We start from the raw sequence: 25,516 nt of genomic DNA, 5'->3' as shown, positions 1-25,516 counted from the left end.
CAATCGTGTCCCGGCGGTGCCCGCGCCGCCATCGGGGGTGACCCTGAAAGAACCCTGATGCGACCCTTGGAAACTGCGCCGCCGCTCTCCGGGCGTGCTTGGATTGAACCATGAGCGCAAAGATGTACAGGTCCACGGACCGTGTGGTTGCCGGCGTGTGCGCCGGCCTGGCGGAGCACCTTGGCCTGCGCGTCGGCACTGTTCGGGCCATCATGGCCGGCTCCTGCTTCCTGTTCGGGGCGGGCGTGGTGTTCTACGCCTGGCTGTGGATCCTGGTGCCCCTCGCCGGGGATGACGCCGCCTCGGGTGCCCCCCAGCTGGCCGACGACGGCGGCCCCCGGCTCAGGCTCTTCCGCCCGGCACCCCCGGCAGAGCCGGCCCCGGCGGAGCTTGGAGCCGGAGGTCCCGCGCAGCCGCGGGGTGACCGCGCACGTCCGGGCTTTTCGGTGGGGGCCAGGGAAATCCTGGTGGGCGGGGCATTGGTGGTCGCAGCGGTGCTGCTGTTCAGCGCCAGGGCCGGGGTGAACCTCAACCTGGGCACCATCATTCCCTTGGGCGTCATTGCCGCGGGTGCCGTGCTGGCATGGATGCAGCTTGACGCCACCAGGCGCGTGGGCCTGCTTAACGCGGCAAAGATGGACACCCCCTGGTCGGTGGCCAGGTTTGTGGCGGGCCTGATCCTGGTGGTGGCCGGGGTGCTCATCATCGTCACCGGCTCCGGCTCCTGGGCGCTGGTCTGGGCGTCCGTGGTCGCCTCGGTGGCCGTGCTGGCCGGCGTCGGGCTGGTCCTGGCCCCCTGGGCACTGAAGTTTTGGCGCGATCTCCAGGCCGAGCGCGCCGGGCGCATCCGGGAAACCCAGCGGGCGGAGATCGCGGCCCACCTGCACGACTCCGTGCTGCAAACGTTGGCGCTGATCCAAAAACGGGCGGATTCGCCCCAGGACGTCAGCCGGCTGGCCCGCGCACAGGAACGCGAACTGCGCAGCTGGATCTACCAGGATGCCGGGCAGGACACGGGCCGGCTGGTTGCCGGGATCAAGGCCGTGTGCGCCGAAGTCGAGGATCTCCATGGCCTGCCGGTGGAACTGGTGACGGTGGGGGATGCCGAGCTGGGCGAGCCCATGCGCGCCCTGGTCCAGGCCACGCGTGAGGCCGTGCTGAACGGCGTCCGCCATGGCGGGACGCCCGTGTCCGTGTACGTTGAGGCGGCCCCCTCCGGAGTTGACGTCTTCGTCAAGGACCGCGGGCCGGGGTTCGATCCCGGCGCCGTGCCGCCGGACAGGCTGGGAGTCCGGGAGTCCGTCGTCGGGCGCATGCAACGCAATGGCGGCTCGGCTGAGATCATTAGTTCACCTGACGGCACGGAGGTGCGCCTCCACCTGCCCGGCGGGCCGGCGCAGGCCGCGGCAGCCACCGGCACAGCCAGGAACACGGACGCGGAGGAAGCGAAATGACAGCTGCAGGGCAGCCCATCCGGGTGGTCGTGGTGGACGACCACGCCATCTTCCGCTCCGGGCTCAAGGCGGACCTTGCCCCGGACATCCACGTGCTGGCGGAGGCCGCCACGGTGGAGGAAGCCATTGCCGCCGTCGCCGCCCACACGCCGGATGTGGTGCTCCTTGACGTCCACCTGCCTGGCGGACGCGGCCAGGGCGGGCGCGAGGTCATCTCGGGGTGCGCCGGGATGCTGGGACAGGTGAAGTTCCTGGCACTGAGCGTCTCGGACGCCGCGGAGGACGTGGTCTCCGTGATCCGCGCCGGCGCCCGGGGCTATGTCACCAAATCGATCTCCGGCACGGAAATATCCGACGCCGTCCGCCGGGTTGCCGGGGGAGACGCCGTGTTTTCCCCGCGGCTGGCCGGCTTCGTGCTTGACGCCTTTGGCACGGCCGAGGTGGCCGTGGAGGATGAGCTCGACAAGCTGTCCGCCCGCGAGCTTGAGGTCATGCGGCTCATTGCCCGCGGCTACTCCTACAAGGAGGTGGCGAAGGCGCTCTTTATCTCCATCAAGACCGTGGAAACGCACGTCTCAGCCGTGCTGCGCAAACTCCAACTGTCCTCCCGGCACGAACTCACCCGCTGGGCCGCCGACCGCAGGCTGCTGTAAGGCGTACGGCGTCCTCCCGTCAGGCCTTTGCGGTGCCCAGGAACTCCTGCAGGCGGCCCACGCCCGTGGCGAGGTCGTCGTCGCCGAGGGCGTAGGACAGGCGCAGGTAGCCGCTGGGGCCGAACGCCTCGCCCGGAACCACGGCCACTTCGGCCTTGTCCAGGATGAGGGCAGCCAGCTCCGCCGACGTGGCGGGGCGGATGCCGCCGATCTCGCGTCCCAGCAGGCCCCGAACATCGGCATAGGCATAAAACGCGCCGTGGGGCGTGGGGCATTGCACGCCGTCGATCGCATTCAGCGCCTGCACCATGGCCTTGCGGCGGCGATCGAAGGCCACCTTCATTTCCTCCACGGCCGTCAGCGGCCCGGATACGGCGGCCAGGGCGGCCATCTGGGAAACGTTGGCCACGTTGGACGTGGCGTGGGACTGCATGTTCGTGGCAGCCTTGGCCACATCCGCCGGGGCGATCATCCAGCCCACGCGCCAGCCGGTCATGGCATACGTCTTGGCCACGCCGTTGAGGATCACCACCTTGTCACCCAGCTCCGGGGCGGCCGTGGCAATCGAAGTGAAGGGGACGCCGTCGTAGGTCAGGTGCTCGTAGATTTCGTCCGTGATGACCCACAGGCCCTTCGACGCGGCCCACAGCCCGATCTCCCGCGTTTGCTCGGCGGAGTACACGGCGCCGGTCGGATTGGACGGGGACACAAACAGCAGCACCTTGCTGCGGGGCGTCACCGCGGCTTCAAGCTGGTCCACGGTCACCAGGTAGCCCTGTTCCGGTCCGGCAAACACCTCAACGGGAACGCCGCCGGCCAGCCGGATCGCCTCCGGATAGGTGGTCCAGTACGGGGTGGGGATGATGACCTCATCACCCGGATCGAGCAAGGTGGCGAAAGACTCGTAGACGGCCTGCTTGCCGCCATTGGTGACCACCACCTGGGCGGGCTCGGCGGAGTAGCCCGAATCCCGCAGCGTCTTGGCCACGATGGCGGCCTTGAGCTCCGGCAGGCCCGCTGCGGGGGAGTAGCGGTGGTACTTGGGCTGTCGGGCTGCGGCAATTGCCGCCTCCACTATGTAGTCGGGGGTGGGGAAGTCCGGCTCACCGGCACCAAATCCAATCACGGGGCGCCCGGCCGCCTTCAGGGCCTTGGCCTTGGCGTCGACGGCCAGAGTGGCGGATTCGGCAATGGCGGCGATGCGGGCGGAGATGCGGCGCCCGGCGCCATGGTCAGCTGTCAGTTCGGCAGACATCAGGGTACTTTCTTCTCAGGGTGAGCCTTGCAGTGCATTCGGGTCACTTCGACTTCGTCTTCTACTTTAGGCGCATCGGGTGCCCGGTTCGACGTAGCCACTGAAGAATGCGTAGAATGGAGAACTGGTGCTAAAACACCATGATGGTGCACGCCTTGAACCGGATGGAACAACCGGTGCCGGTTTGGAAAACGGGTGTTCAAGACGGTAAGTTATTCATGGCGTTCGGCGTCATGGGGCCCCCAGGGCTCCAAAGGGTAGTGGCGCAATTGGTAGCGCAGCGGTCTCCAAAACCGCAGGTTGCAGGTTCGAGTCCTGTCTGCCCTGCGTTTAGGCGCAGCGGGTTTGGTCCTTGTGAAGTGCAAGTGAATTACTTGTGGATTCGTGGGCCAAACCCATCTCCGTCTAGCGAATAAGTTGCACAAGACGGGGTCCGAGATCCGGACCCGGGTGTTTTCCAACAAACGATGAGTGAGGCACTGGTGACCGAATCTGCGGCAAGCCGCTCCGAGGGCCGCCCTGCCAAGAAGACCGGCAAGTCAGGTGGGCCAGGATTCTTTGGCCGCATAGCCACCTTCCTTCGCCAGGTCATTGGCGAGATGAAAAAGGTCGTCACGCCCACTCGCCAGGAGTTGATCAACATGACCGCCGTCGTGCTGGTATTCGTGGTCATTGTGATGGGAATCGTCACCGTCCTGGACTTTGGCTTCGGCAAGGCCGTGCTTTGGGTCTTTGGCGGCCACGTATCCACTGAGCAGTAAACGCTCGACTTTGGCCGGCCCCGAAAGCGATTTTCGACAAGGGGTCGGTTTGAGCCATTTAAGAAACGCACAAGGAAAGCAGGAAATTCGTGTCTGAGCAGGAGCCCGAGGCTAACTACAGTGAGCCGGAGCAGGACACTGTGGTTGCTGATGCTGCAATCAGTGCCGACCTTGATGCCCCCGAGGCTGACGCAGCAGCGGTTGAAACCGAGCCGGCCACCGTGGTCGACGCCGAGCCGGCCACGGCGGAAGGCGACGAAGCAGCGGAAGCTGACGCCGCCGTCGTGCCTGCCGAGCCCGAGGTGGACCCGGCCGAGGAATTCAAGGCCAAGCTGCGCCGCCAGGAGGGTGACTGGTACGTCATCCACTCCTACGCCGGCTACGAAAACCGCGTCAAGGTCAACCTTGAATCCCGCAGCCTGTCGCTGAACATGGAAGATTTCATCTTCGAAGTCCAGGTCCCCATGGAAGAAGTCGTGGAGATCAAGAACGCCCAGCGCAAGGTTGTGAACCGCGTTCGCATTCCCGGCTACGTGCTGGTCCGCATGGACTTGACGGATGCCTCCTGGGGCGTGGTCCGCCACACCCCCGGCGTCACCGGCTTTGTCGGCAACGCCCACAACCCCGTGCCGCTGCGCCTGGACGAGGTCTTCTCCATGCTGGCCCCGATCTTCGAGGAGCAGCAGGCCGAAGTGACCGGCGTCCCGCTGCGCCACGATCCGCTGGATGCCGAAATCGACTTCGAGGTCGGCGAGGCCGTCATCGTCAAGGACGGCCCGTTCGAGACCCTCTCCGCCACCATTTCGGAGATCAAGCCCGAATCCCAGCAGCTGGTGGTGCTGGTATCCATCTTCGAGCGCGAGACCCCCGTCACACTCGCCTTCAACCAGGTCACCAAGATCTAGTTGCCCCTAAGTTTCGCTTCGCGGGGGCTTGCTTAGTTCCCGCGGGGCGTTCGGCCGGACGCCATCCGGCCACCCACCTTGGACGCGCTCCGTCGTCCAGGACAGATATTGAGAGAAGGACCCTACATTGGCTCCCAAGAAAAAGGTCACCGGCCTTATCAAGCTGCAGATCCAGGCAGGCGCCGCCAACCCGGCCCCGCCAATCGGTCCCGCGCTTGGCCAGCACGGTGTCAACATCATGGAATTCTGCAAGGCGTACAACGCTGCCACGGAATCCCAGCGCGGAAACGTCATCCCCGTTGAAATCACGGTTTACGAAGACCGTTCCTTCACGTTCGTCACCAAGACCCCGCCGGCTGCAGAGCTCATCAAAAAGGCTGCAGGCGTCGCCAAGGGTTCAGCCACTCCGCACACCGTCAAGGTTGCCCAGCTGACCAAGGCACAGGTCACCGAGATCGCCACCCAGAAGCTGGTTGACCTCAACGCCACGAGCATCGAAGGCGCTGAGAAGATCATCGCCGGCACCGCCCGCTCCATGGGCATCACCGTCGAGGCCTAAAGCCCCGGCATCCGGTGGTCGGGCTTGTCGCGACCGCCACACAGCATCACCAAAAACATAAAGAACGACGCCGGCCAGTCTCCCCTTGGGTGCCTGGAGGCGGACGTACGTGGCAGGGCCCGCGCGGTCCAAACGACCACAACTGCACAAGGAGAAACAAGCAGCATGGCAAAGCGCAGCAAAGCATATAAGGCAGCCGAAGCCAAGATCGATGCGGAAAAGGTTTACGCACCGTTCGAGGCCATCAAGCTCGCCAAGGAGACCAACCCCTCCAAGTTCGACGCCACCGTTGAGGTCGCGTTCCGCCTGGGCGTTGACCCCCGCAAGGCCGACCAGATGATCCGCGGCACGGTCAACCTGCCCCACGGCACCGGCAAGACGGCCCGCGTCCTCGTTTTCGCAACGGGCGAGCGCGCCGAGGCTGCTATTGCAGCCGGCGCCGACTTCGTGGGCACGGACGAACTGATCGAAAAGATCCAGGGCGGCTGGACCGACTTCGACTCAGCAGTGGCAACCCCGGACCTCATGGGCAAGGTGGGTCGCCTGGGCAAGATTCTTGGCCCCCGCAACCTCATGCCGAACCCGAAGACCGGCACGGTGACCAACGACGTCGCCAAGGCTGTCAATGACATCAAGGGCGGCAAGATCGACTTCCGCGTCGACAAGCACTCCAACCTTCACTTCATCATCGGCAAGGTGTCCTTCGACGCCGTCAAGCTGGCGGAGAACTACGCGGCAGCTCTGGAAGAGGTGCTTCGCCTGAAGCCGTCCGCTTCCAAGGGCCGCTACCTGCAGAAGGCCACCGTCACCACGACGTTCGGCCCCGGCATCTCGGTCGACCCCGCAGCAACAAAGGTACTCACCGACGCCTAAGCCACAGGCTTTGGAACATGGGGGCCGGTCTAGCTATTCGCTACACCGGCCCCCATTTTTTGTATGGTTAAGTCACAGGCAGGCACGCACAAGCAATCTTGGGAGCATGACATATGACCGTCACCATCAGGGAGGCCACTCGTGAGGATGCGGCGGCGCTGGCCGGCCTGGCTGCGGTGACTTTCCCGTTGGCCTGCCCGCCCGACAGCCGGGCGGAGGACGTTGCCGCCTTCATCGTGGACAAGCTGGGCGAGGACTCCTTCGACGGCTACTTGTCCGACTCCCAACGCGTGGTTTTTGTGGCCGAGGACGCGCAGCCTGGCGGAGGGTCCCAGTTGCTCGCGTACACAATGCTGGTGGATGCACCGCCGCAGGACGCGGACGTGGCGGCTGTTGTGGGCAGCCCTTCCGGGGTGGAACTGAGCAAATGCTATGCACACCCCGATGTCCATGGAGCGGGCATCACCGCGCAGCTCATGGCGGAAAGCCTTGGGTGGGCGCGGTCGCGGGGTTCCGCACAGGTGTGGCTCGGCGTCAATGATGAGAATGCCCGGGCCAGGAAATTCTATGAAAAGCACGGCTTTGCCGTTGCCGGGGAGCGAAGCTTTCGGCTGGGGAACAGGGTGGAGCATGATTTTGTCATGGTCCGGCCCGCATAACGCAAGTCTCAGGAGTACAGGGAAATGAACGATGTCCAGATCGAACAACTGCGGGTGCCCGAGACGCTCGACGGTGACGGTGCCGCGGACTTCCTGCGCGCCGTGGACGTCTCCCGCCAGGTCCGCCTAAACACCTGGGGCAATGACGACCTGGCCTATACCGGTGCGGAGATGCTGGCGCTCTGCCACGACCCGTACGAATGGTATGTGATGTTGGTGGCCCGCCTCGGCGGGGAGATCGTGGGCAGGGCCGGCGTCGCCATGCCCCTGGACGACGACACGGAACTGGCCCATGTCACGCTGGATGTGCTGCCATCGGCGCAAGGCCATGGCATTGGCAGGAAGCTGCTGGAGGCGGCCGAAACGTTTGTGCAGGGGGAAAACCGGCACATTGTGGTTGTGGAAACCAACCATTCGGCTGCGGACGCTGCCGCCGGGGGCGAGGACGCCGTGCCCGCAGCAAACGGCGCCGGTTCGCTGCCCCTGAGCAGCAGGGAAGCGCGGTTTGCCTTCAGCGCAGGCTACCAGCTTGAGCAGGTGGAGCAGTTCAGCAGCTGCGCCCTGCCCCTGAACCCGGTCAGGGCACAGGAGCTCTCCGATGGCGCGAAGGCCGCCCAAGCGGGCAAGTACGACGTCCATGGGTGGACGGACCACTGCCCGGACCGGTGGGCCGCCGACGTGGTGCGGCTGGAGCGTGGCCAGGACCCGGAGGGCGGGAACACCTGGGATGTGGCGCGGCTGCGGGAATCAGAGGAATTGTCACTTCAGACGGGGCGGCACACCCTGGTGAGTGCCGCCGAGTGCGTGGCCACCGGGTCTCTGGTGGGGTTTACCTCCATTTCGGTGCTGGGGTACCGGGAGGACGTGGTGTTCCAGGACGACACCGTGCTGGCAGAGGAACACCGGGGGCAGGAGTTGGGCCTGCGGATCAAGGTGGCCAACATGGAACGGCTGGCGCGTGAATTCCCGCAGTCCCGCACGGTGTACACGTGGAACGCTGCGGACAATGCGTACATGCTGGCGGTGAACGCCAAGCTGGGATTTGCCGCGGCGGGCATTACGGGGCAGTGGCAGAAGGATTTCGCGGCAGCGCTGTAGCAATCTGCCCCCGCCTGGCCGCGGGTTCCCGGCTTCGATTTGGCGTCACCCGGACCTCTCTTGTATTCTTAAGGAACCAAAGACCGTCGGTCGATGGAAATCACCCCCGCAATGCAGGTGCACCATGTGCCGCGCAACGCGGAACCAGGGAAAGTTTCCATCCGAAAGTCCTGTTCAGGACGGCCAGCGCAGGTGCACAAAGCTTAAATGGTGTAGACCCCGGTGAATGCCGGTTGACCCGCCGTGAAACGCCCCGTACATCTGTGCGGGGCGTTTTGTTTGTCCCGCCAGCTTCCCCGTGGAGCGTGGGACGGGACCTGCAGGGACCGGCACCAATTCCCGGAAGGAGGGTTATGGCAACGCCAACAAAGGTGGCTGCGGTCAAGGAAATCACTCAAGATTTCAATGATTCCACTGCAGCAGTCCTAACCGAATACCGTGGGCTCACCGTTGCCCAGCTCAAGGAGCTGCGCGTTTCTCTCGGCCAGGACACCAAGTTCTCGGTCGTCAAGAACACCCTGACAGCCATCGCGGCCAAGGAAGCGGGTGTTGACGCCTTCGAGGGTCAGCTGAGCGGCCCCACCGCCATTGCTTTCATCAAGGGTGATGCTGTAGCTGCAGCGAAGAGCCTGACGGATTTTGCAAAAGCCAACAAGGCGCTGATCATCAAGACCGGCATCTTCGAAGGCAAGGCTCTCGACGCTTCTGAGGTAGCCGCACTGGCCGCCCTTGAGTCTCGCGAACTGCAGCTGGCCAAGGTCGCCGGCATCCTCAAGGCTCCGATGGCCGCCGTCGCGCGCACCATCGAGGCCCTGCGTGTCAAGCTGGCCGAAGGCGCCCCCGTCGAGGAAGCGCCTGCCGCTGTCGAAGAGGCTCCGGCCCCTGAAGCTGCCGCTGCCGAAGAGGCACCGGCCGCCGAGACCACCGAGGCCTAGTCCTCATGGGGGATTCGTCCCCTCTAGTTTTTCCCTAAATCCATGAGGACTTAGGTTTATAGATTCGGCCCTCCGGGCCACGTACACAGAAGGAGCGCCACCCATGGCTAAGCTCACCAACGACGAGCTCATTGCAGCTTTCAAGGAACTGACCATCATCGAGCTCTCCGAGTTCGTCAAGCTCTTCGAAGAGACCTTTGAAGTTACCGCTGCCGCTGTTGCAGTTGCCGGCCCCGCCGGTGGCGGCGCTGCTGAGTCTGAAGACGAGCAGACCGAATTCGATGTCATCCTTGAAGCCGCTGGCGACAAGAAGATTGCAGTGATCAAGGAAGTTCGCGCCCTCACGTCCCTCGGACTGAAGGAAGCCAAGGACGTCGTTGACTCCGCTCCGAAGGCTGTCCTCGAAGGTGCAACCAAGGAAGCTGCCGAGAAGGCCAAGGAAGCCCTCGAAGCTGCCGGCGCCACGGTTACCCTCAAGTAATCACCTCGCATTCCACGAAGGGGCCCCGCACCGACAAGGTGCGGGGCCCCTTCGCGTGTACGCCCACCCCCGCCAAGCGACGCTCCCTCACTTTTCGCGGTCTTTCCCCCGATGCTCCCTCACTTTATGGCCATATCTCCCCGACGCTCGATCACCTTTCGCGGTGTTTTTTCGAAACGCTCCATCACTGCCTTGCGTGGCGACCGGCGGGCAAACACCGACCGGGAGGGAGCGCCGCCGGAAACACCGCGAAAGGTGAGGAAGCGTCGGGCAGAGGGCCGCGAAAGGTGAGGGAGCGTCCTATTCGGGGACGGAGATGTCCGCCACGGTGGCGCCGAACGCTGCGATGAGGGCGTCTGCTTCGACGAACATGCTGTAGCCGTTTTCGCCGGCCCCCATGGCCACCCTGCGTCCAACCACTGATTCATCGACGAACACGGGCCACGCGGTGGTGCTCCCAAGCGGCGTGATGGTGCCGCGCTCATAGCCTGTGGCCGCCAGGGCAATGTCTGCAGGGGGCATTTGCAGCTTGTTCACGCCCACGGCATGGCGCAGCTTGGGCCAGGAAATGGACCGGCCGCCGGGGACCAGGGCAAAGAGGAACGTGTTGTCACTGCGCTTGACCACCAAGGACTTGACTATGTCCCCGGGCGTGACGCCCATCAGGGAGGCGGCTTCAGCCAGCGAATTTGCTGCCGGGCGGGCAAAGATTTCCACGGCCAGCCCGCGCCCGGCGGCATCCGCCGAAACGCGGGCATGGCCCTGAAGCACTTCGCTCACTCCGCGTCCCGGAACAGCAGGAGTGCCTCTCCCTGGCCACCGCCGCCGCACAGGGAGACGGCTGCCTTGCCGGAGCCGCGGCGGGCCAGCTCAAACGCGGCGTGCAGGGCCAGGCGTGCGCCGGAGGTGCCGATCGGGTGGCCCAGCGCAATGGCTCCGCCGTGGATGTTGCACTTCTCCAGCGGGAAGTCGAGGTCGCGGAGGGACTGCACGGCCACGGAGGCAAATGCCTCATTGACCTCAATGAAGTCCAGGTCCTCGGTGGTCCAGCCGGCCCTGTCCAGGGCGCTCTGGATGGCGTGCGAAGGCTGCGAGTGCAGGGAGTTGTCCGGCCCCGCCACCTGGCCGGGTGTCCCCACCACGGCGAGCCATTCAAGTCCGTGTTCGTCGGCGTAGGCCCGGGTGGAGAGGACCACCGCGCAGGCGCCGTCGGACAAGGGGGAGGAGTTGCCCGCCGTGATGGCGCCGTCGGCCGTGAATGCGGGCCGGAGCGGGGCGAGGGTTTCCACCGTGGTGGCTGCCCGGATGCCTTCGTCGCGGGTAAGGACCAGCGGATCCCCCTTGCGCTGGGGCACGGTGACCGGGACAATTTCGCGATCGAATACGCCGGCTTCCTGTGCGGCCGCGGCGCGTTGGTGGGACGCTGCGGCCACCTCGTCCTGCGCGGCGCGGGTAATGTTCAGCCTGATGTTGCCGCGTTCCGTGGAGAGCCCCATGGATTCGCCGTCGAACGCGTCCGTAAGGCCGTCGTGCGCGGCCACATCGAGTGCCTGGACGGCCCCGTAGCTCCAGCCTTGGCGCGAACCGGGAAGAATGTGCGGGGCCCGTGTCATGGATTCCTGGCCGCCGGCCACCACCACGTCGGCATCGCCGGAGCGGATCATGCGGGCCCCGTCGATGATGGCCGTCAGCCCCGAGAGGCACACCTTGTTGATGGTCACGGCCGGCACGTTCCAACCGATTCCGGCGCCGACTGCACTCTGGCGTGCCGGGTTTTGGCCTGCCCCGGCCTGGAGCACGTGGCCCATGACAACATAGTTGACATCCTGCGGACTGAGCCCGGACCGCTCCACTGCCGCGGCAATGGCCTTAGCACCAAGTTCGACGGCGGTGAAGCCCGCCAGCTGCCCGTTGAGGCGCCCCTGCGGGGTGCGCGCGCCTGCGAGAATTACCACGTCATTTGCCTGTGTCGTCATGCGAGGATGCTCCTTACACATCATCCGGGTCGGTCATCGTCGACCGGCTCACCGGGTCCCTATTGAATCTAACAGTAGGGGAGGCGGGGAAAATTCCGCGACATCAGGGGTGCGCGGTCGAAATATGGGACCCAATAATTTGGCGTTGGGCGTCCCCGCTGTGGGCCGCGGAACATTCATAGTTGCGCATTTGCCCGCAGTGGGGTAGACACGTGGGGCACTTTGCCTGTAGTGTAGTTCTTTGCGTATCCCTCTTAACCTTCAGCCTTCATATAGCGGTGGGCTTTGCTTAGGACAAGAGTTGGAACAACGCGCATCTTGGGTAGATTCAACTCCCATGATGGGTGTTTTTGCAACTTCTTGACCAGCGTTCGCCTTGGTTTGATGACCAAGCGGCGAATCGGGTGAGGGTTCACAAGAACAAGCCTGCAGGTCTGTGGAAGGATCCCTCTTGGTCGCCTCGAGCACCTCTAATGTAAATAACGCTGCAACCGCTATCGATTCAAACAGCACGGACGGTGCTAAGAGTCGCCTCTCATTCGCAAAGATTCACGAGCCGCTTGACGTGCCGAATCTGCTTGCACTCCAGACCGAGAGCTTTGACTGGCTCGTCGGCAACGGGCGCTGGCAGGACCGCATGCAGACAGCCGTTGATGCCGGCGATGACAGTGTGGCCGTAACCTCCGGATTGGCTGACATCTTCGAAGAGATCTCCCCGATTGAGGACTTCCAGGGCACCATGTCCCTGTCCTTCACGGAACCGGAGTTCGCCGACCCCAAGTTCACCGTTGACGAATGCAAGGACCGCGACGCCACGTACGCCGCCCCCCTGTATGTCAAGGCTGAATTCATGAACAACCTCACGGGTGAAATCAAGCAGCAGACCGTGTTCATGGGCGATTTCCCGCTCATGACCGACAAGGGCACCTTCGTCATCAACGGCACCGAGCGTGTTGTTGTGTCCCAGCTGGTCCGTTCCCCGGGCGCATACTTTGAGCGCACCGCAGACAAGACCAGCGACAAGGAAATCTTCACCGCCAAGATCATCCCTTCACGTGGTGCCTGGTTTGAGCTGGAGATTGACAAGCGCGACCAGGTCGGCGTGCGCCTTGACCGCAAGCGCAAGCAGTCCGTCACCGTGCTGCTGAAGGCTCTTGGCTGGACCGAAGGCCAGATCCTGGAGGAGTTCGGCGAGTTCGACTCCATCCGTGCCACGCTGGAAAAGGATGCCACCACCGGCCGCGAGGACGCGCTCCTGGACATCTACCGCAAGCTGCGCCCGGGCGAGCCGCCCACCGTTGACGCTGCAGACGCACTGCTGCACAACCTGTACTTCAACGCCAAGCGCTACGACCTGGCCAAGGTTGGCCGTTACAAGATCAACCGCAAGCTCGGCATCGACCTGCCCCTGAGCAGCCCGGACGCCTCCGTGCTGAGCGTGGATGACATCGTCGCCATGATCAAGTACCTGGTGACCCTGCACGCCGGCGGCAAGACCACCAAGGGCAAGCGCGACGGCGCCGAAGTTGACCTGCGCGTTGACGTCGACGACATCGACCACTTCGGCAACCGCCGCATCCGCGCGGTGGGCGAGCTCATCGAGAACCAGGTCCGCACGGGCCTGTCCCGCATGGAGCGCGTGGTGCGCGAGCGCATGACCACCCAGGATGTTGAGGCCATCACGCCCCAGACGCTGATCAACATCCGCCCGGTTGTCGCCGCGATCAAGGAGTTCTTCGGAACGTCGCAGCTGTCGCAGTTCATGGACCAGAACAACCCGCTGGCCGGCCTGACGCACAAGCGCCGCCTGTCCGCGCTGGGCCCGGGCGGTTTGTCCCGCGACCGTGCCGGCATGGAAGTCCGTGACGTCCACCCGTCGCACTACGGCCGCATGTGCCCCATTGAAACCCCTGAAGGCCCGAACATTGGTTTGATCGGTTCGCTGGCTTCCTACGGGCGCATCAACCCCTTCGGTTTCATCGAAACCCCCTACCGCCGCGTCAAGGACGGCATCGTCACCGACCAGGTGGACTACCTGACGGCCGACGACGAGGTTGATGTTGTCATCGCCCAGGCCAACGCGCCGCTGGACGACGACAACCACTTCACCGAGGAATCCGTCCTGGTCCGCCAGCGTGGCGGTGGCGGCGAGCCCGTGCTGATCCCGGCCGACGAGGTCGAGTACATGGACGTCTCCCCGCGCCAGATGGTGTCGGTGGCCACGGCCCTGATCCCGTTCCTGGAGCACGACGACGCCAACCGCGCCCTCATGGGTGCGAACATGCAGCGCCAGGCCGTGCCGCTGGTCCAGTCCGAAGCCCCCTTCGTGGGCACCGGCATGGAGCGCGCCACGGCAGTTGACGCCGGTGACGTGGTCATCGCCAAGAAGGCCGGTGTGGTCTCCGAGGTCTCCGCCGACATCGTTGTGATGTTGAACGACGACGGCACGGAAACCAACTACCCGATCGCCAAGTACCAGCGCTCCAACCAGGGCACGGCCTACAACCAGCGAGTCCTGGCCTCCGAGGGCCAGCGCCTGGAAGTTGGCGGCATCATCGCCGACGGTCCCGCAACGGACATGGGCGAGCTCGCCCTGGGCAAGAACCTCCTGGTCGCCTTCATGTCGTGGGAAGGGCACAACTACGAGGATGCCATCATCCTGTCGCAGCGCATTGTTGCCGAAGACGTGCTTTCCTCCATCCACATTGAAGAGCACGAGATCGACGCCCGCGACACCAAGCTTGGTGCCGAGGAAATCACCCGGGACATCCCGAACGTTTCCGAGGAAATCCTGGCCGGCCTGGACGAGCGCGGCATCATCCACATTGGTGCCGAGGTTGAAGCCGGCGACATCCTGGTTGGGAAGGTCACCCCGAAGGGCGAAACCGAACTGACCCCGGAAGAGCGCCTGCTGCGTGCCATCTTCGGCGAGAAGAGCCGCGAAGTCCGCGACACCTCGCTGAAGGTTCCCCACGGCGAGTCCGGCACAGTCATCGGGGTGCGCGTCTTTGACCGCGACTCCGACGACGACCTGCCTCCCGGAGTGAACCAGCTGGTCCGCGTCTACGTGGCCAACAAGCGCAAGATCACCGACGGTGACAAGCTTGCCGGCCGCCACGGCAACAAGGGTGTCATCTCCAAGATCCTGCCGATCGAGGACATGCCCTTCCTTGCCGACGGCACGCCCGTCGACATCGTCCTGAACCCCCTGGGTGTTCCCGGCCGCATGAACGTCGGACAGGTCCTGGAGATCCACCTGGGCTGGGCCGCCAAGAACGGCTGGAAGATCGAAGGCGAGCCGGACTGGGTGCAGAAGCTGCCCAACCTGCCGCGCGAGATCGGCCAGACCAAGGTTGCCACCCCGGTGTTCGACGGCGCCCGCGACACGGAGATCACCGGCCTGCTGGACTCCACCAACGTCACCCGCGACGGTGTGCGCCTGGTGGATGCCTCCGGCAAGACCCTCCTGTTTGACGGCCGCTCCGGCGAGCCGTTCCCGGACCCGGTTTCTGTGGGCTACATGTACATCCTGAAACTCCACCACCTGGTGGACGACAAGATCCACGCCCGTTCCACCGGCCCCTACTCCATGATCACCCAGCAGCCCCTGGGCGGTAAGGCGCAGTTCGGCGGACAGCGCTTCGGTGAAATGGAAGTGTGGGCCTTGGAGGCCTACGGCGCGGCGTACACGCTGCAGGAACTGCTCACGATCAAGTCTGATGACATCCACGGCCGCGTCAAGGTGTACGAGGCCATTGTCAAGGGCGAGAACATCCCGGAGCCGGGCATTCCGGAGTCCTTCAAGGTGCTCATCAAGGAAATGCAGTCGCTGTGCCTGAACGTGGAAGTCCTTTCCACCGACGGCACCACGATTGAAATGCGTGACTCGGATGAAGAAGTCTTCCGGGCCGCGGAGGAGCTGGGCATCGACCTGTCACGGGCCGAGCCGAACTCTGTCGAAGAAGTTTAGTAAGGCTCGACGGCGGCAGCGAGCTGCGCCGCCGTCGAACCTTCACTTCCTCCCGTACCCGACACAGACATTCAGACTTTAGAGAATTAGAGAGAACAGGACCCATATGTCCAGCGAATCCTCCTTCGGCCTCATGCAGATCGGCCTGGCCACCGCGGAAGACATCCGCGATTGGTCGCACGGCGAAGTCAAGAAGCCGGAAACCATCAACTACCGCACGCTCAAGCCCGAGAAGGACGGCCTCTTCTGCGAGAAGATCTTTGGCCCGTCCCGCGACTGGGAATGCTACTGCGGCAAGTACAAGCGCGTGCGCTTCAAGGGCATCATTTGTGAGCGCTGTGGTGTTGAAGTCACCCGCGCCAAGGTGCGCCGCGAGCGCATGGGCCACATTGAGCTGGCCGCCCCCGTCACGCACATCTGGTACTTCAAGGGCGTCCCGTCACGACTGGGCTACCTGCTGGACCTGGCGCCGAAGGACCTCGAAAAGGTCATTTACTTCGCCGCCTACATGATCACCAGCGTCGACGACGAGGCACGCCACGCCGAATTGCCGAACCTCCAGACCGAGCATGACCTGGAGAAGAAGCGCATGGTCGACACGCGCGACTCCGACATTGCCACGATCGCCCGCGACCTTGAGAGCGAATTGCAGCGCCTGGAAGGTGAAGGCGCCAAGGCTGCCGAGAAGAAGAAGGCCCGCGACTCCGCGGACCGCCAGATGGCCAATGTGCGCAAGCGCGCGGATGCCGACATCGACCGCCTCGAGCAGGTTTGGGACCGTTTCAAGGGCCTGAAGGTTGCCGACCTCGAAGGCGACGAAGCGCTGTACCGCGAACTGCGTGACCGCTACGGCATGTTCTTCGAAGGCTCCATGGGTGCCGAGGCCATCAAGAAGCGCCTCGAGACCTTTGACATGGCCGGCGAAGCCGAGATCCTGCGCGACATCATCCAGAACGGCAAGGGCCAGCGCAAGACGCGTGCCCTCAAGCGCCTGAAGGTTGTCAACGCGTTCCTGACCACCAACAACAGCCCCCTGGGCATGGTGCTGGATGCCGTTCCGGTGATCCCGCCGGAACTGCGCCCCATGGTGCAGCTCGACGGCGGCCGCTTTGCGACGTCGGACTTGAACGACCTGTACCGCCGCGTGATCAACCGCAACAACCGTCTCAAGCGCCTGCTTGACCTGGGTGCCCCGGAGATCATTGTCAACAACGAGAAGCGGATGCTTCAGGAAGCCGTTGACTCGCTGTTCGACAACGGCCGCCGCGGCCGTCCGGTCACCGGGCCCGGCAACCGCCCGCTGAAGTCGCTCTCCGACATGCTCAAGGGCAAGCAGGGGCGTTTCCGCCAGAACCTCCTCGGCAAGCGCGTTGACTACTCCGGCCGTTCGGTCATTGTTGTTGGCCCGCAGCTGAAGCTGCACCAGTGTGGTCTGCCCAAGCAGATGGCGCTGGAGCTCTTCAAGCCCTTCGTGATGAAGCGCCTGGTTGACTTGAACCACGCGCAGAACATCAAGAGCGCCAAGCGGATGGTGGAGCGTTTCCGCCCCCAGGTGTGGGATGTGCTCGAAGAGATCATCACCGAGCACCCGGTGCTGCTCAACCGTGCACCAACCCTGCACCGCCTGGGCATCCAGGCGTTCGAGCCGCAGCTTGTTGAAGGCAAGGCCATCCAGCTTCACCCGCTGGTTTGTGGCGCCTTCAACGCTGACTTCGACGGTGACCAGATGGCAGTGCACCTGCCGCTGAGCCCCGAGGCCCAGGCTGAGGCACGCATCCTGATGCTGTCCAGCAACAACATCCTGAAGCCGTCGGATGGCCGCCCGGTCACCCTGCCCTCGCAGGATATGATCATCGGCCTGTACCACCTGACCACCAAGCGTGTGGGTTCGGCGGGCGAAGGCAGGGTCTTCTCGACCCCCGCCGAGGCCATCATGGCGCACGACGCCGGCCAGCTGCACTTGAACTCGCAGGTCAAGATCCGCCTGACGAACTTTGTGCCAAACGCGGAATGGGAAGCACCGGAGGGATGGGAGCCCGGCCAGCCGGCCATCGTTGCCACCTCGCTGGGCCAGGTCATCTTCAACGAGACCCTGCCTGCCGACTACCCGTGGGTTGAGAAGGTTGCCGATAAGGGCCAGCTCTCCGAGATCGTCAACGACCTCGCCGAGCGCTACCCCAAGGTGGTCGTGGCGGCAACGCTGGACAACCTGAAGGATGCCGGTTTCTACTGGGCAACCCGATCAGGGATCACCGTTGCCATCTCGGACATCAAGGTGCCCGAGTCGAAGCCGGCCATCCTGGAAGGATACGAAGTCAAGGCTGCCAAGGTGCAGGCCCAGTTCGACAAGGGCCTCATCGCCGATGAGGAACGCCGCCAGGACCTGATTGACATCTGGAACCAGGCAACGAACGAAATCGCCGAGGCAATGCGTGCGTCCTTCGCCGCGTCCAACACCATTAACCGGATGGTTTCCTCCGGCGCCCGTGGTAACTGGATGCAGGTTCGCCAGATTGCCGGTATCCGCGGCCTGGTGGCAAACCCGAAGGGTGAAATTATCCCCCGCCCGATCAAGTCCTCCTACCGTGAGGGCCTGTCGGTCTTGGAATACTTCATCGCCACGCACGGTGCCCGCAAGGGTCTGGCCGATACGGCCCTCCGTACGGCCAACTCGGGTTACCTGACCCGCCGCCTGGTGGACGTTTCGCAGGATGTCATTGTTCGTGAAGACGACTGTGGCACCGAGCGCGGCCTGACCCTGCCCATCGCGGTTGTGACCGAAGATGGCGAGATCAAGCTGCACGAGGAAGTCGAGAACAGCGTGTACGCGCGCACCTTGGCTGCCGACGTCGTTGACGCGAGCGGCACTGTGCTGGCCACGGCGGGCGACGACGTCGGGGACGTCCTCATTGCGAAGCTGTTCGCGGCGGGCATTGCCGACATCAAGGTCCGCTCCGTGCTCACGTGTGAGTCCACGGTGGGAACCTGTGCACTGTGCTACGGCCGTTCGCTGGCCACCGGCAAGACGGTCGACATTGGTGAGGCCGTGGGCATCATCGCCGCACAGTCCATTGGTGAGCCCGGCACGCAGCTGACCATGCGTACCTTCCACACCGGTGGTGCTGTTTCGGCCAGCCGTGGCGAGGACATCACCCAGGGCCTGCCCCGTATCCAGGAGCTCTTCGAGGCCCGCACCCCCAAGGGTGTGGCCCCGATCGCGGAGGCTGCCGGACGCATCAACATTGATGAGTCCGAACGCACCATGCGACTGATCCTGACCCCGGACGACGGCACCGAAGAGATCGCCTACCCGGTCCTGCGCCGTGCCCGCCTGCTGGTTGCAGACGGCGAGCACGTGGTGGTTGGCCAGAAGCTGATCGTCGGCGCTGTCGACCCGAAGCAGGTGCTGCGCATCCTCGGCCCGCGAGCTGCCCAGAAGCACCTCGTGGAGGAAGTCCAGGGCGTGTACCGCAGCCAGGGCGTGGGCATCCACGACAAGCACGTGGAAGTCATCGTCCGCCAGATGCTGCGCCGCGTCACGGTCATCGAGTCCGGCGACTCCAACCTGCTGCCCGGCGAGCTCGCCGAGCGCGGCCGCTTCGAGACGGAAAACCGTCGCGTCGTGTCCGAGGGCAAGAAGCCGGCATCGGGGCGCAACGAGCTCATGGGTATCACCAAGGCCTCGCTCGCCACCGAGTCCTGGCTCTCTGCCGCTTCCTTCCAGGAAACCACCCGCGTCCTGACGCAGGCGGCCATGGAAGGCAAGTCGGACCCGCTGCTGGGCCTGAAGGAGAACGTCATCATCGGTAAGCTGATCCCGGCTGGTACGGGTCTGCCGCGCTACACCAACGTCACGGTGGAGCCGACCGAAGAGGCCAAGGCCAACCTGTTCACCGGTCCGAGCGCGTTCAGCGACTTTGACTACGTGGGCGGCGTGGGAGACCTTGGGGCGGAGTTCCGCGCCATCCCGTTGGATGACTACGATCTCGGCACCAACTTCTCCGGCTAACACCTGAAAGTTCGACGGCGGTGAGTCACCTGTGAAAGGTGGGTCACCGCCGTCGTGCTTTAAGCCCGGGGGCTACCGGGCGTAGCTGCCTGCCTTCCACGCCTCCCAGTCCCAGGAAGACAGGAACTTTTGTCCGCTGGCCAGCCCTGTTGTGAACATGGCTTCCTTGTCTGCCGGGGTCAGGTGGAAGTCGGTGGCCCGGTAGTTGGTGGTGTCGACGAAGATGGTCCGGGCGACCGCTTGCGGGTCGTTGACGTAGCCGCGGTCGTGGGCGCCCATCATGGTGCTCAGCAGCGACTTGGCCAGCTGGATGTTGCTGTTGTCCGGTGCCCAGTCCTCGGTGCGGATGCTTGTCTGCCCGGACAGCTTGACGCCGAGTGTGGGCCAGCGGGACGGGCGGCCGTCATGCCTGTCGAAGATGGCCATGGGGAAGTTGGAGAGCAGTCCGCCGTCGGCACAGACTATGTGGTCGTGCCCGGTCACGGAGGTGTTGGCCGGCATTTTCCAGGGCCGGAAGAAGAACGGAATGGAGGCCGAGGCCCGGATGGCGTCCGCCACGGAAGTCTTGTCGGGGTCAAGGCCCAGCAATTCCTCATAGTCCCACGGAAGGCGCAGCATGAGGCCGCGGGAAACATCGGAGACAATGACCACCAGCTTGTAGCGGTGTGCCGGCGGAAGGGCGCTGCCGGGGTCATCTTCCTTCAGGTCGGCCCAGGTATAGACGCCCTGCCCGGCCAGTGTCTCCGAGATCCAGTCGTGCAGGAAGCCGCCGGTGAACAGCCCCTCGTGGAACAGCAGCCCGGCGGATTCGCCCAGGCCGGGCAGGTGGGCCAGGAATCCCGACTCGTCCTCAAAGCGGGCAAAGTCAAGGCCGTCCATGACTGCCTTGACCTGGGCAACGGACATGCCGGAGGCCAACAGGCCCGCCACGATGGCGCCGGCGGAGGTGCCGGCCACCCGGTGAATCGAGTAGGGATCGGTGTGTTCGGCCAGGGCCGACACCGCGCCCACCAGCCCGGACCCCTTGACTCCGCCGCCCTCAAGAACCAAATCTGCATCTGCCATGACGCACCTGCCATTCGCCTGTTGTCCGCTCCACATGGGGGTGCTGCAGGTGGGAGACCGGCCAAGGTGCGGCGTGGAGTACCTTTGAGATTGCGCGCACCTGGCGGCCCTGTCAAGGCTTCAGCATCCCCGGATTTCAGGGCCGTGCCCAAGGCGTGGTAACGTAGTGGTAATTGTTAGTGTGGCAGTGGATAAGAGCGCCCGTTTCCCATGGTTGTCCAGGGGATGCGGTTCGCGGGTCCGGGTTGTACGGTTCTTGTACAGCGAATGCCACATTTTTGCATGCCTAGGCGCTGTGAAGTCGCCAAGTCTGCGACTACCAGTAAACAGCTTTTCCCGGTGAATGCGTTTTTGCGTTTGGCAGGACAGGCAACACGAGAAGACTCTCGAGAAAACAACGGAGAACACGAAAGTGCCTACGATTAACCAGCTGGTCCGAAAGGGCCGGACACCCAAGGTCACCAAGACCAAGGCTCCCGCATTGAAGGGCAGCCCCATGCGTCGCGGCGTCTGCACGCGCGTTTACACCACCACCCCGAAGAAGCCGAACTCGGCACTGCGCAAGGTTGCCCGCGTGCGCCTCAACGGCGGCGTTGAAGTTACCGCCTACATCCCCGGTGTAGGCCACAACCTTCAGGAGCACTCCATCGTGCTCGTCCGCGGAGGCCGTGTCAAGGACCTTCCCGGTGTTCGTTACAAGATCGTCCGCGGCGCATTGGATACCCAGGGCGTCAAGAACCGCAAGCAGGCCCGCAGCCGCTACGGTGCAAAGATGGAGAAGAAGTAATATGCCTCGCAAGGGTCCGGCCCCCAAGCGGCCGCTAGTTGTAGATCCCGTATACGGCTCCCCGTTGGTCACCCAGCTGATCAACAAGGTCCTGATTGACGGCAAGAAGTCCACTGCAGAGCGCATCGTCTACGGTGCCCTCGAAGGTGTGCGTGAGAAGACCGGTGCTGATCCCGTGGTTGCCTTGAAGAAGGCCATGGAGAACATCAAGCCGAGCCTTGAGGTCAAGTCCCGCCGTGTTGGTGGCGCCACTTACCAGGTTCCGGTTGAGGTCAAGCCCGGCCGCCAGACCGCCCTGGCCCTTCGCTGGCTGGTTGGCTACTCAAAGGCCCGCCGCGAAAAGACCATGACCGAGCGCCTGCGCAACGAAGTTCTGGATGCCTCCAACGGCCTTGGTGCTGCTGTCAAGCGTCGCGAAGACACCCACAAGATGGCCGAGTCCAACAAGGCCTTCGCCCATTACCGCTGGTAACTAGAGCCTTCGGGGTTTCCGGCGGCTACAAACCGCCCGGAGACCTGCTAGCTCATCTCTAGAAAAGGGAGAGAACGTGGCACAGGACGTGCTTACCGACCTTAACAAGGTCCGCAACATCGGCATCATGGCCCACATTGATGCCGGCAAGACGACGACGACCGAGCGCATCCTGTTTTACACGGGTGTGAACCACAAGATCGGCGAAACCCACGACGGTGCTTCGACGACCGACTGGATGGAACAGGAAAAGGAACGCGGCATCACCATCACGTCTGCCGCCGTGACCTGCTTCTGGAACAAGAACCAGATCAACATCATTGACACCCCTGGCCACGTTGACTTCACGGTGGAAGTTGAGCGCTCCCTGCGTGTTCTCGACGGCGCCGTTGCTGTCTTTGACGGCAAGGAAGGCGTGGAGCCGCAGTCCGAGACTGTTTGGCGCCAGGCCGACAAGTACAACGTTCCGCGCATCTGCTTCGTCAACAAGATGGACAAGCTCGGTGCCGACTTCTACTTCACCGTTGACACCATCATCAACCGCTTGGGTGCCAAGCCCTTGGTCATGCAGCTGCCGATCGGTGTCGAGAGCGAGTTCATTGGCGTTGTCGACCTGCTGACGATGAAGGCATTCGTCTGGGCCGGCGACTCCAAGGGCGACGTCACCATGGGTGCCGCCTACGAAGTCCAGGAGATCCCCGCGGATCTGCAGGAGAAGGCTGAAGAGTACCGCGCTGCCCTCGTTGAGGCTGCAGCCGAGTCCTCCGAAGAACTGATGGAAAAGTACCTCGAGGGCATCGAGCCTTCCATTGAGGAACTGAAGGCCGGCATCCGCCACCTGACCGTCAACTCCGAGATCTACCCGGTGTTCTGTGGTTCTGCATTCAAGAACCGCGGTGTTCAGCCGATGCTCGATGCTGTCATCGACTACCTGCCGAACCCCTTGGACGTTGGCGCCATGGTCGGTCACGACCCCCGCGACGAGTCCATCGAGATCAAGCGCGAACCGAACGAGACGGAGCCGTTCTCGGCTCTTGCCTTCAAGATCGCAACGCACCCGTTCTTCGGCCAGTTGAACTTCATCCGCGTGTACTCCGGTCGGGTAACCTCCGGTACGCAGCTGCTGAACTCCACGAAGCAGAAGAAGGAGCGCATCGGCAAGCTCTTCCAGATGCACGCCAACAAGGAAATGCCGGTTGACGAGATCCACGCAGGTCACATCTACGCGGTGATCGGCCTCAAGGACACCACCACCGGTGACACCCTGTGCGATCCGGCGAACCCGATCGTGCTCGAGTCGATGACCTTCCCCGAGCCCGTGATCTTCGTCGCCATCGAGCCGAAGACCAAGGGTGACCAGGAGAAGCTGTCCACGGCCATCCAGAAGCTCTCCGCTGAGGACCCGACGTTCACCGTCAACCTCAACGAGGACACCGGCCAGACCGAAATTGGCGGCATGGGTGAGCTCCACCTGGATATTCTGGTGGACCGCATGCGTCGCGAATTCAATGTTGAAGCCAACGTTGGCAAGCCGCAGGTCGCGTACCGCGAAACCATCAAGCGTGCCGTTGCCAAGCATGACTACACGCACAAGAAGCAGACCGGTGGTTCAGGTCAGTTCGCCAAGATCCAGATCGCCATTGAGCCCCTGGATACTGCCGAAGGCGCAATGTACGAGTTTGTCAACAAGGTCACCGGTGGCCGTGTTCCCCGTGAATACATCCCCAGCGTTGACCAGGGCGTCCAGTCCGCACTGCCTGACGGCGTGCTGGCCGGCTACCCGATGGTTGGCATCAAGGCCACGCTGCTTGACGGCGCGTCCCACGATGTTGACTCTTCGGAAATGGCCTTCAAGATCGCCGGTCGCATGGCGTTCAAGGAAGCCGCCCGCCTGGCCAACCCGGTTCTGCTCGAACCGTTGATGGAAGTTGAAGTCCGCACCCCTGAGGAATACATGGGTGAAGTTATCGGTGACATCAACTCCCGTCGCGGCCAGATGCAGTCCATGGAGGACGCAAGCGGTGTCAAGGTCATCAAGGCCCTTGTTCCCTTGTCCGGCATGTTCGGTTACATCGGTGACCTGCGGTCCAAGACCCAGGGTCGTGCCGTGTACTCGATGAAGTTCGACAGCTACTCTGAGGTCCCGAAGGCTGTAGCCGACGAGATCATCCAGAAGGCCCGCGGCGAATAACCGCACTTTTGCACGGGGTCCGTTCGGCACTTTATGCTGAGACGGACCCCGCGCAGGCAGTAATTTCTTAAATATCAAAAGCCCCCAGTAGACTTACTTTCGATTTCGGCGGCGAAAAGCGCCGCTGAGAGTATGTCAACTGAAAACGTTCTAGGAGGAACCCGTGGCGAAGGCAAAGTTCGAGCGGACTAAGCCGCACGTTAACATCGGCACCATCGGTCACGTTGACCATGGTAAGACCACGTTGACGGCTGCCATTTCCAAGGTACTGTACGACAAGTACCCCACACTCAACGAGCAGCGTGATTTCAGCTCCATCGACTCGGCCCCCGAGGAGAAGCAGCGCGGCATCACGATCAACATCTCTCACGTTGAGTACCAGACCGAGAAGCGCCACTACGCACACGTAGACGCCCCCGGACACGCTGACTACATCAAGAACATGATCACCGGTGCTGCGCAGATGGACGGCGCAATCCTGGTGGTTGCTGCGACTGACGGCCCCATGGCCCAGACCCGCGAGCACGTTCTGCTTGCTCGCCAGGTTGGCGTTCCCTACCTTCTGGTTGCACTCAACAAGTCCGACATGGTTGACGACGAAGAACTCCTCGACCTGGTCGAAATGGAAGTTCGCGAGCTCCTCTCCTCACAGGGCTTCGACGGCGATGAGGCTCCGGTTGTCCGCGTCTCCGGGCTGAAGGCACTGGAAGGCGACCCCAAGTGGGTCAAGTCCGTTGAGGACCTGATGGACGCAGTGGACAACCACGTTCCGGACCCGATCCGCGACAAGGACAAGCCGTTCCTGATGCCCGTTGAAGATGTCTTCACGATCACCGGCCGTGGCACCGTTGTTACGGGCCGCGCCGAGCGTGGAACCCTCAAGATCAACTCCGAAATTGAGATCGTCGGCATCCGTCCGGTCCAGAAGACCACGGTTACCGGTATCGAAATGTTCCACAAGCAGCTCGACGAGGCTTGGGCCGGCGAGAACTGTGGCTTGCTGCTCCGCGGCATCAAGCGCGAAGACGTAGAGCGCGGCCAGGTCATCGTGAAGCCGGGTTCCATCACCCCGCACACGAACTTCGAAGGCAACGTCTACATCCTGGCCAAGGATGAGGGTGGGCGTCACAACCCGTTCTACTCCAACTACCGCCCGCAGTTCTACTTCCGCACCACGGATGTTACCGGCGTTATCACCCTGCCTGAGGGCACGGAAATGGTCATGCCTGGCGACAACACCGAAATGACCGTTGAGCTGATCCAGCCCATCGCCATGGAAGAAGGCCTCGGCTTCGCCATCCGCGAAGGTGGCCGCACCGTTGGTTCAGGTCGCGTTACCAAGATCATCAAGTAGCATCTGACTACTGGGATCAACCAAGGGAAGGTCCCCGGCTTCGGCCGGGGGCCTTCCTT

At 63.4% G+C, this 25,516-nt stretch carries 20 protein-coding genes and 1 tRNA gene; 17 read left to right on the top strand and 4 right to left on the bottom strand.

Going from position 1 to position 25,516, the window contains the following annotated elements; all coding sequences use genetic code 11:
- Positions 1-110 precede the first annotated feature (110 nt).
- Both G6N77_RS12375 and G6N77_RS12370 read left to right on the top strand, forming a co-directional pair.
- A complete protein-coding gene (locus G6N77_RS12375) occupies positions 111-1,454 on the top strand; it encodes an ATP-binding protein (protein ID WP_165182477.1) in 1,344 nt (447 codons plus the stop codon).
- Complete coding sequence (locus tag G6N77_RS12370) at positions 1,451-2,107, top strand: LuxR C-terminal-related transcriptional regulator (protein WP_165182476.1); 657 nt, start codon at positions 1,451-1,453, stop codon at positions 2,105-2,107. The genes G6N77_RS12375 and G6N77_RS12370 overlap by 4 nt, the downstream gene beginning before the upstream one ends.
- 19 nt (positions 2,108-2,126) lie before the next feature.
- Here G6N77_RS12370 and G6N77_RS12365 read toward each other — a convergent pair whose 3' ends face one another.
- Positions 2,127-3,362 carry a pyridoxal phosphate-dependent aminotransferase gene (locus tag G6N77_RS12365; protein ID WP_165182475.1) on the bottom strand — a complete coding sequence of 412 codons (1,236 nt, stop codon included), beginning with the start codon at positions 3,360-3,362 and terminating at the stop codon, positions 2,127-2,129.
- Between the two features lie 254 nt (positions 3,363-3,616).
- Here G6N77_RS12365 and G6N77_RS12360 point away from each other — a divergent pair.
- The 9 genes from G6N77_RS12360 to rplL all read left to right on the top strand — a co-directional run bounded on the left by G6N77_RS12360 (position 3,617) and on the right by rplL (position 9,633).
- A tRNA-Trp gene (locus G6N77_RS12360) sits at positions 3,617-3,689 on the top strand.
- A gap of 140 nt (positions 3,690-3,829) precedes the next feature.
- Positions 3,830-4,123, top strand: coding sequence for a preprotein translocase subunit SecE (gene secE, locus G6N77_RS12355; protein ID WP_165182474.1), 294 nt, complete (start codon positions 3,830-3,832; stop codon positions 4,121-4,123).
- A gap of 89 nt (positions 4,124-4,212) precedes the next feature.
- Positions 4,213-5,028, top strand: coding sequence for a transcription termination/antitermination protein NusG (nusG, locus tag G6N77_RS12350; protein ID WP_165182473.1), 816 nt, complete (start codon positions 4,213-4,215; stop codon positions 5,026-5,028).
- A 127-nt stretch (positions 5,029-5,155) separates the two neighbouring features.
- Positions 5,156-5,587: a 50S ribosomal protein L11 gene (gene rplK / locus G6N77_RS12345; protein WP_165182472.1), complete on the top strand. Its 432-nt coding sequence runs from the start codon at positions 5,156-5,158 to the stop codon at positions 5,585-5,587.
- A 165-nt stretch (positions 5,588-5,752) separates the two neighbouring features.
- Entirely contained in the window at positions 5,753-6,460 is a 708-nt protein-coding gene (rplA, locus tag G6N77_RS12340; protein ID WP_165182471.1) for a 50S ribosomal protein L1, read from the top strand.
- Positions 6,461-6,573: 113 nt separating this feature from the next.
- Positions 6,574-7,119, top strand: coding sequence for a GNAT family N-acetyltransferase (locus G6N77_RS12335; RefSeq protein ID WP_165182470.1), 546 nt, complete (start codon positions 6,574-6,576; stop codon positions 7,117-7,119).
- A gap of 24 nt (positions 7,120-7,143) precedes the next feature.
- The gene (locus tag G6N77_RS12330) at positions 7,144-8,217 is read left to right on the top strand and encodes a GNAT family N-acetyltransferase (RefSeq protein ID WP_165182469.1); all 1,074 of its coding nucleotides are present in this window, start codon (positions 7,144-7,146) and stop codon (positions 8,215-8,217) included.
- Positions 8,218-8,570: 353 nt separating this feature from the next.
- Entirely contained in the window at positions 8,571-9,152 is a 582-nt protein-coding gene (gene rplJ / locus G6N77_RS12325) for a 50S ribosomal protein L10 (RefSeq protein WP_165182468.1), read from the top strand.
- A gap of 103 nt (positions 9,153-9,255) precedes the next feature.
- Positions 9,256-9,633, top strand: coding sequence for a 50S ribosomal protein L7/L12 (gene rplL, locus G6N77_RS12320; protein ID WP_165182467.1), 378 nt, complete (start codon positions 9,256-9,258; stop codon positions 9,631-9,633).
- A gap of 300 nt (positions 9,634-9,933) precedes the next feature.
- On the opposite strand, the gene G6N77_RS12315 is transcribed toward rplL, so the two are convergent.
- Together G6N77_RS12315 and G6N77_RS12310 are read right to left on the bottom strand one after the other, a co-directional pair.
- Positions 9,934-10,413 carry an aminoacyl-tRNA deacylase gene (locus tag G6N77_RS12315; protein WP_165182466.1) on the bottom strand — a complete coding sequence of 160 codons (480 nt, stop codon included), beginning with the start codon at positions 10,411-10,413 and terminating at the stop codon, positions 9,934-9,936.
- Complete coding sequence (locus G6N77_RS12310; protein ID WP_165182465.1) at positions 10,410-11,609, bottom strand: acetyl-CoA C-acetyltransferase; 1,200 nt, start codon at positions 11,607-11,609, stop codon at positions 10,410-10,412. The genes G6N77_RS12315 and G6N77_RS12310 overlap by 4 nt, the downstream gene beginning before the upstream one ends.
- Positions 11,610-12,060: 451 nt before the next feature.
- Here G6N77_RS12310 and rpoB point away from each other — a divergent pair, with 451 nt between their 5' ends.
- Both rpoB and G6N77_RS12300 read left to right on the top strand, forming a co-directional pair.
- Positions 12,061-15,579, top strand: coding sequence for a DNA-directed RNA polymerase subunit beta (gene rpoB / locus G6N77_RS12305; RefSeq protein WP_165182464.1), 3,519 nt, complete (start codon positions 12,061-12,063; stop codon positions 15,577-15,579).
- A gap of 106 nt (positions 15,580-15,685) precedes the next feature.
- Positions 15,686-19,588: a DNA-directed RNA polymerase subunit beta' gene (locus tag G6N77_RS12300; RefSeq protein WP_165182463.1), complete on the top strand. Its 3,903-nt coding sequence runs from the start codon at positions 15,686-15,688 to the stop codon at positions 19,586-19,588.
- Positions 19,589-19,660: 72 nt separating this feature from the next.
- Here G6N77_RS12300 and G6N77_RS12295 read toward each other — a convergent pair whose 3' ends face one another.
- A complete protein-coding gene (locus tag G6N77_RS12295) occupies positions 19,661-20,653 on the bottom strand; it encodes a patatin-like phospholipase family protein (protein WP_165182462.1) in 993 nt (330 codons plus the stop codon).
- Positions 20,654-21,065: 412 nt separating this feature from the next.
- Here G6N77_RS12295 and rpsL point away from each other — a divergent pair, with 412 nt between their 5' ends.
- The 4 genes from rpsL to tuf all read left to right on the top strand — a co-directional run bounded on the left by rpsL (position 21,066) and on the right by tuf (position 25,457).
- Positions 21,066-21,440, top strand: coding sequence for a 30S ribosomal protein S12 (rpsL, locus tag G6N77_RS12290; RefSeq protein WP_038464715.1), 375 nt, complete (start codon positions 21,066-21,068; stop codon positions 21,438-21,440).
- Position 21,441: 1 nt separating this feature from the next.
- The gene (gene rpsG, locus G6N77_RS12285; protein WP_165182461.1) at positions 21,442-21,912 is read left to right on the top strand and encodes a 30S ribosomal protein S7; all 471 of its coding nucleotides are present in this window, start codon (positions 21,442-21,444) and stop codon (positions 21,910-21,912) included.
- Positions 21,913-21,988: 76 nt separating this feature from the next.
- Positions 21,989-24,103 (top strand): elongation factor G, encoded by a 2,115-nt coding sequence (fusA, locus tag G6N77_RS12280; protein WP_165182460.1) that lies wholly within the window; start codon positions 21,989-21,991, stop codon positions 24,101-24,103.
- Between the two features lie 163 nt (positions 24,104-24,266).
- Positions 24,267-25,457: an elongation factor Tu gene (gene tuf, locus G6N77_RS12275; protein WP_165182459.1), complete on the top strand. Its 1,191-nt coding sequence runs from the start codon at positions 24,267-24,269 to the stop codon at positions 25,455-25,457.
- Positions 25,458-25,516: the final 59 nt, after the last annotated feature.

The sequence above is a fragment of the Arthrobacter silviterrae genome (assembly GCF_011045165.1).
GTDB classification, from domain to species: domain Bacteria; phylum Actinomycetota; class Actinomycetes; order Actinomycetales; family Micrococcaceae; genus Specibacter; species Specibacter silviterrae.
The sequence above is the reverse complement of the archived record's forward strand: the minus strand, read 5'-3'. Positions and strand labels throughout refer to the sequence as shown.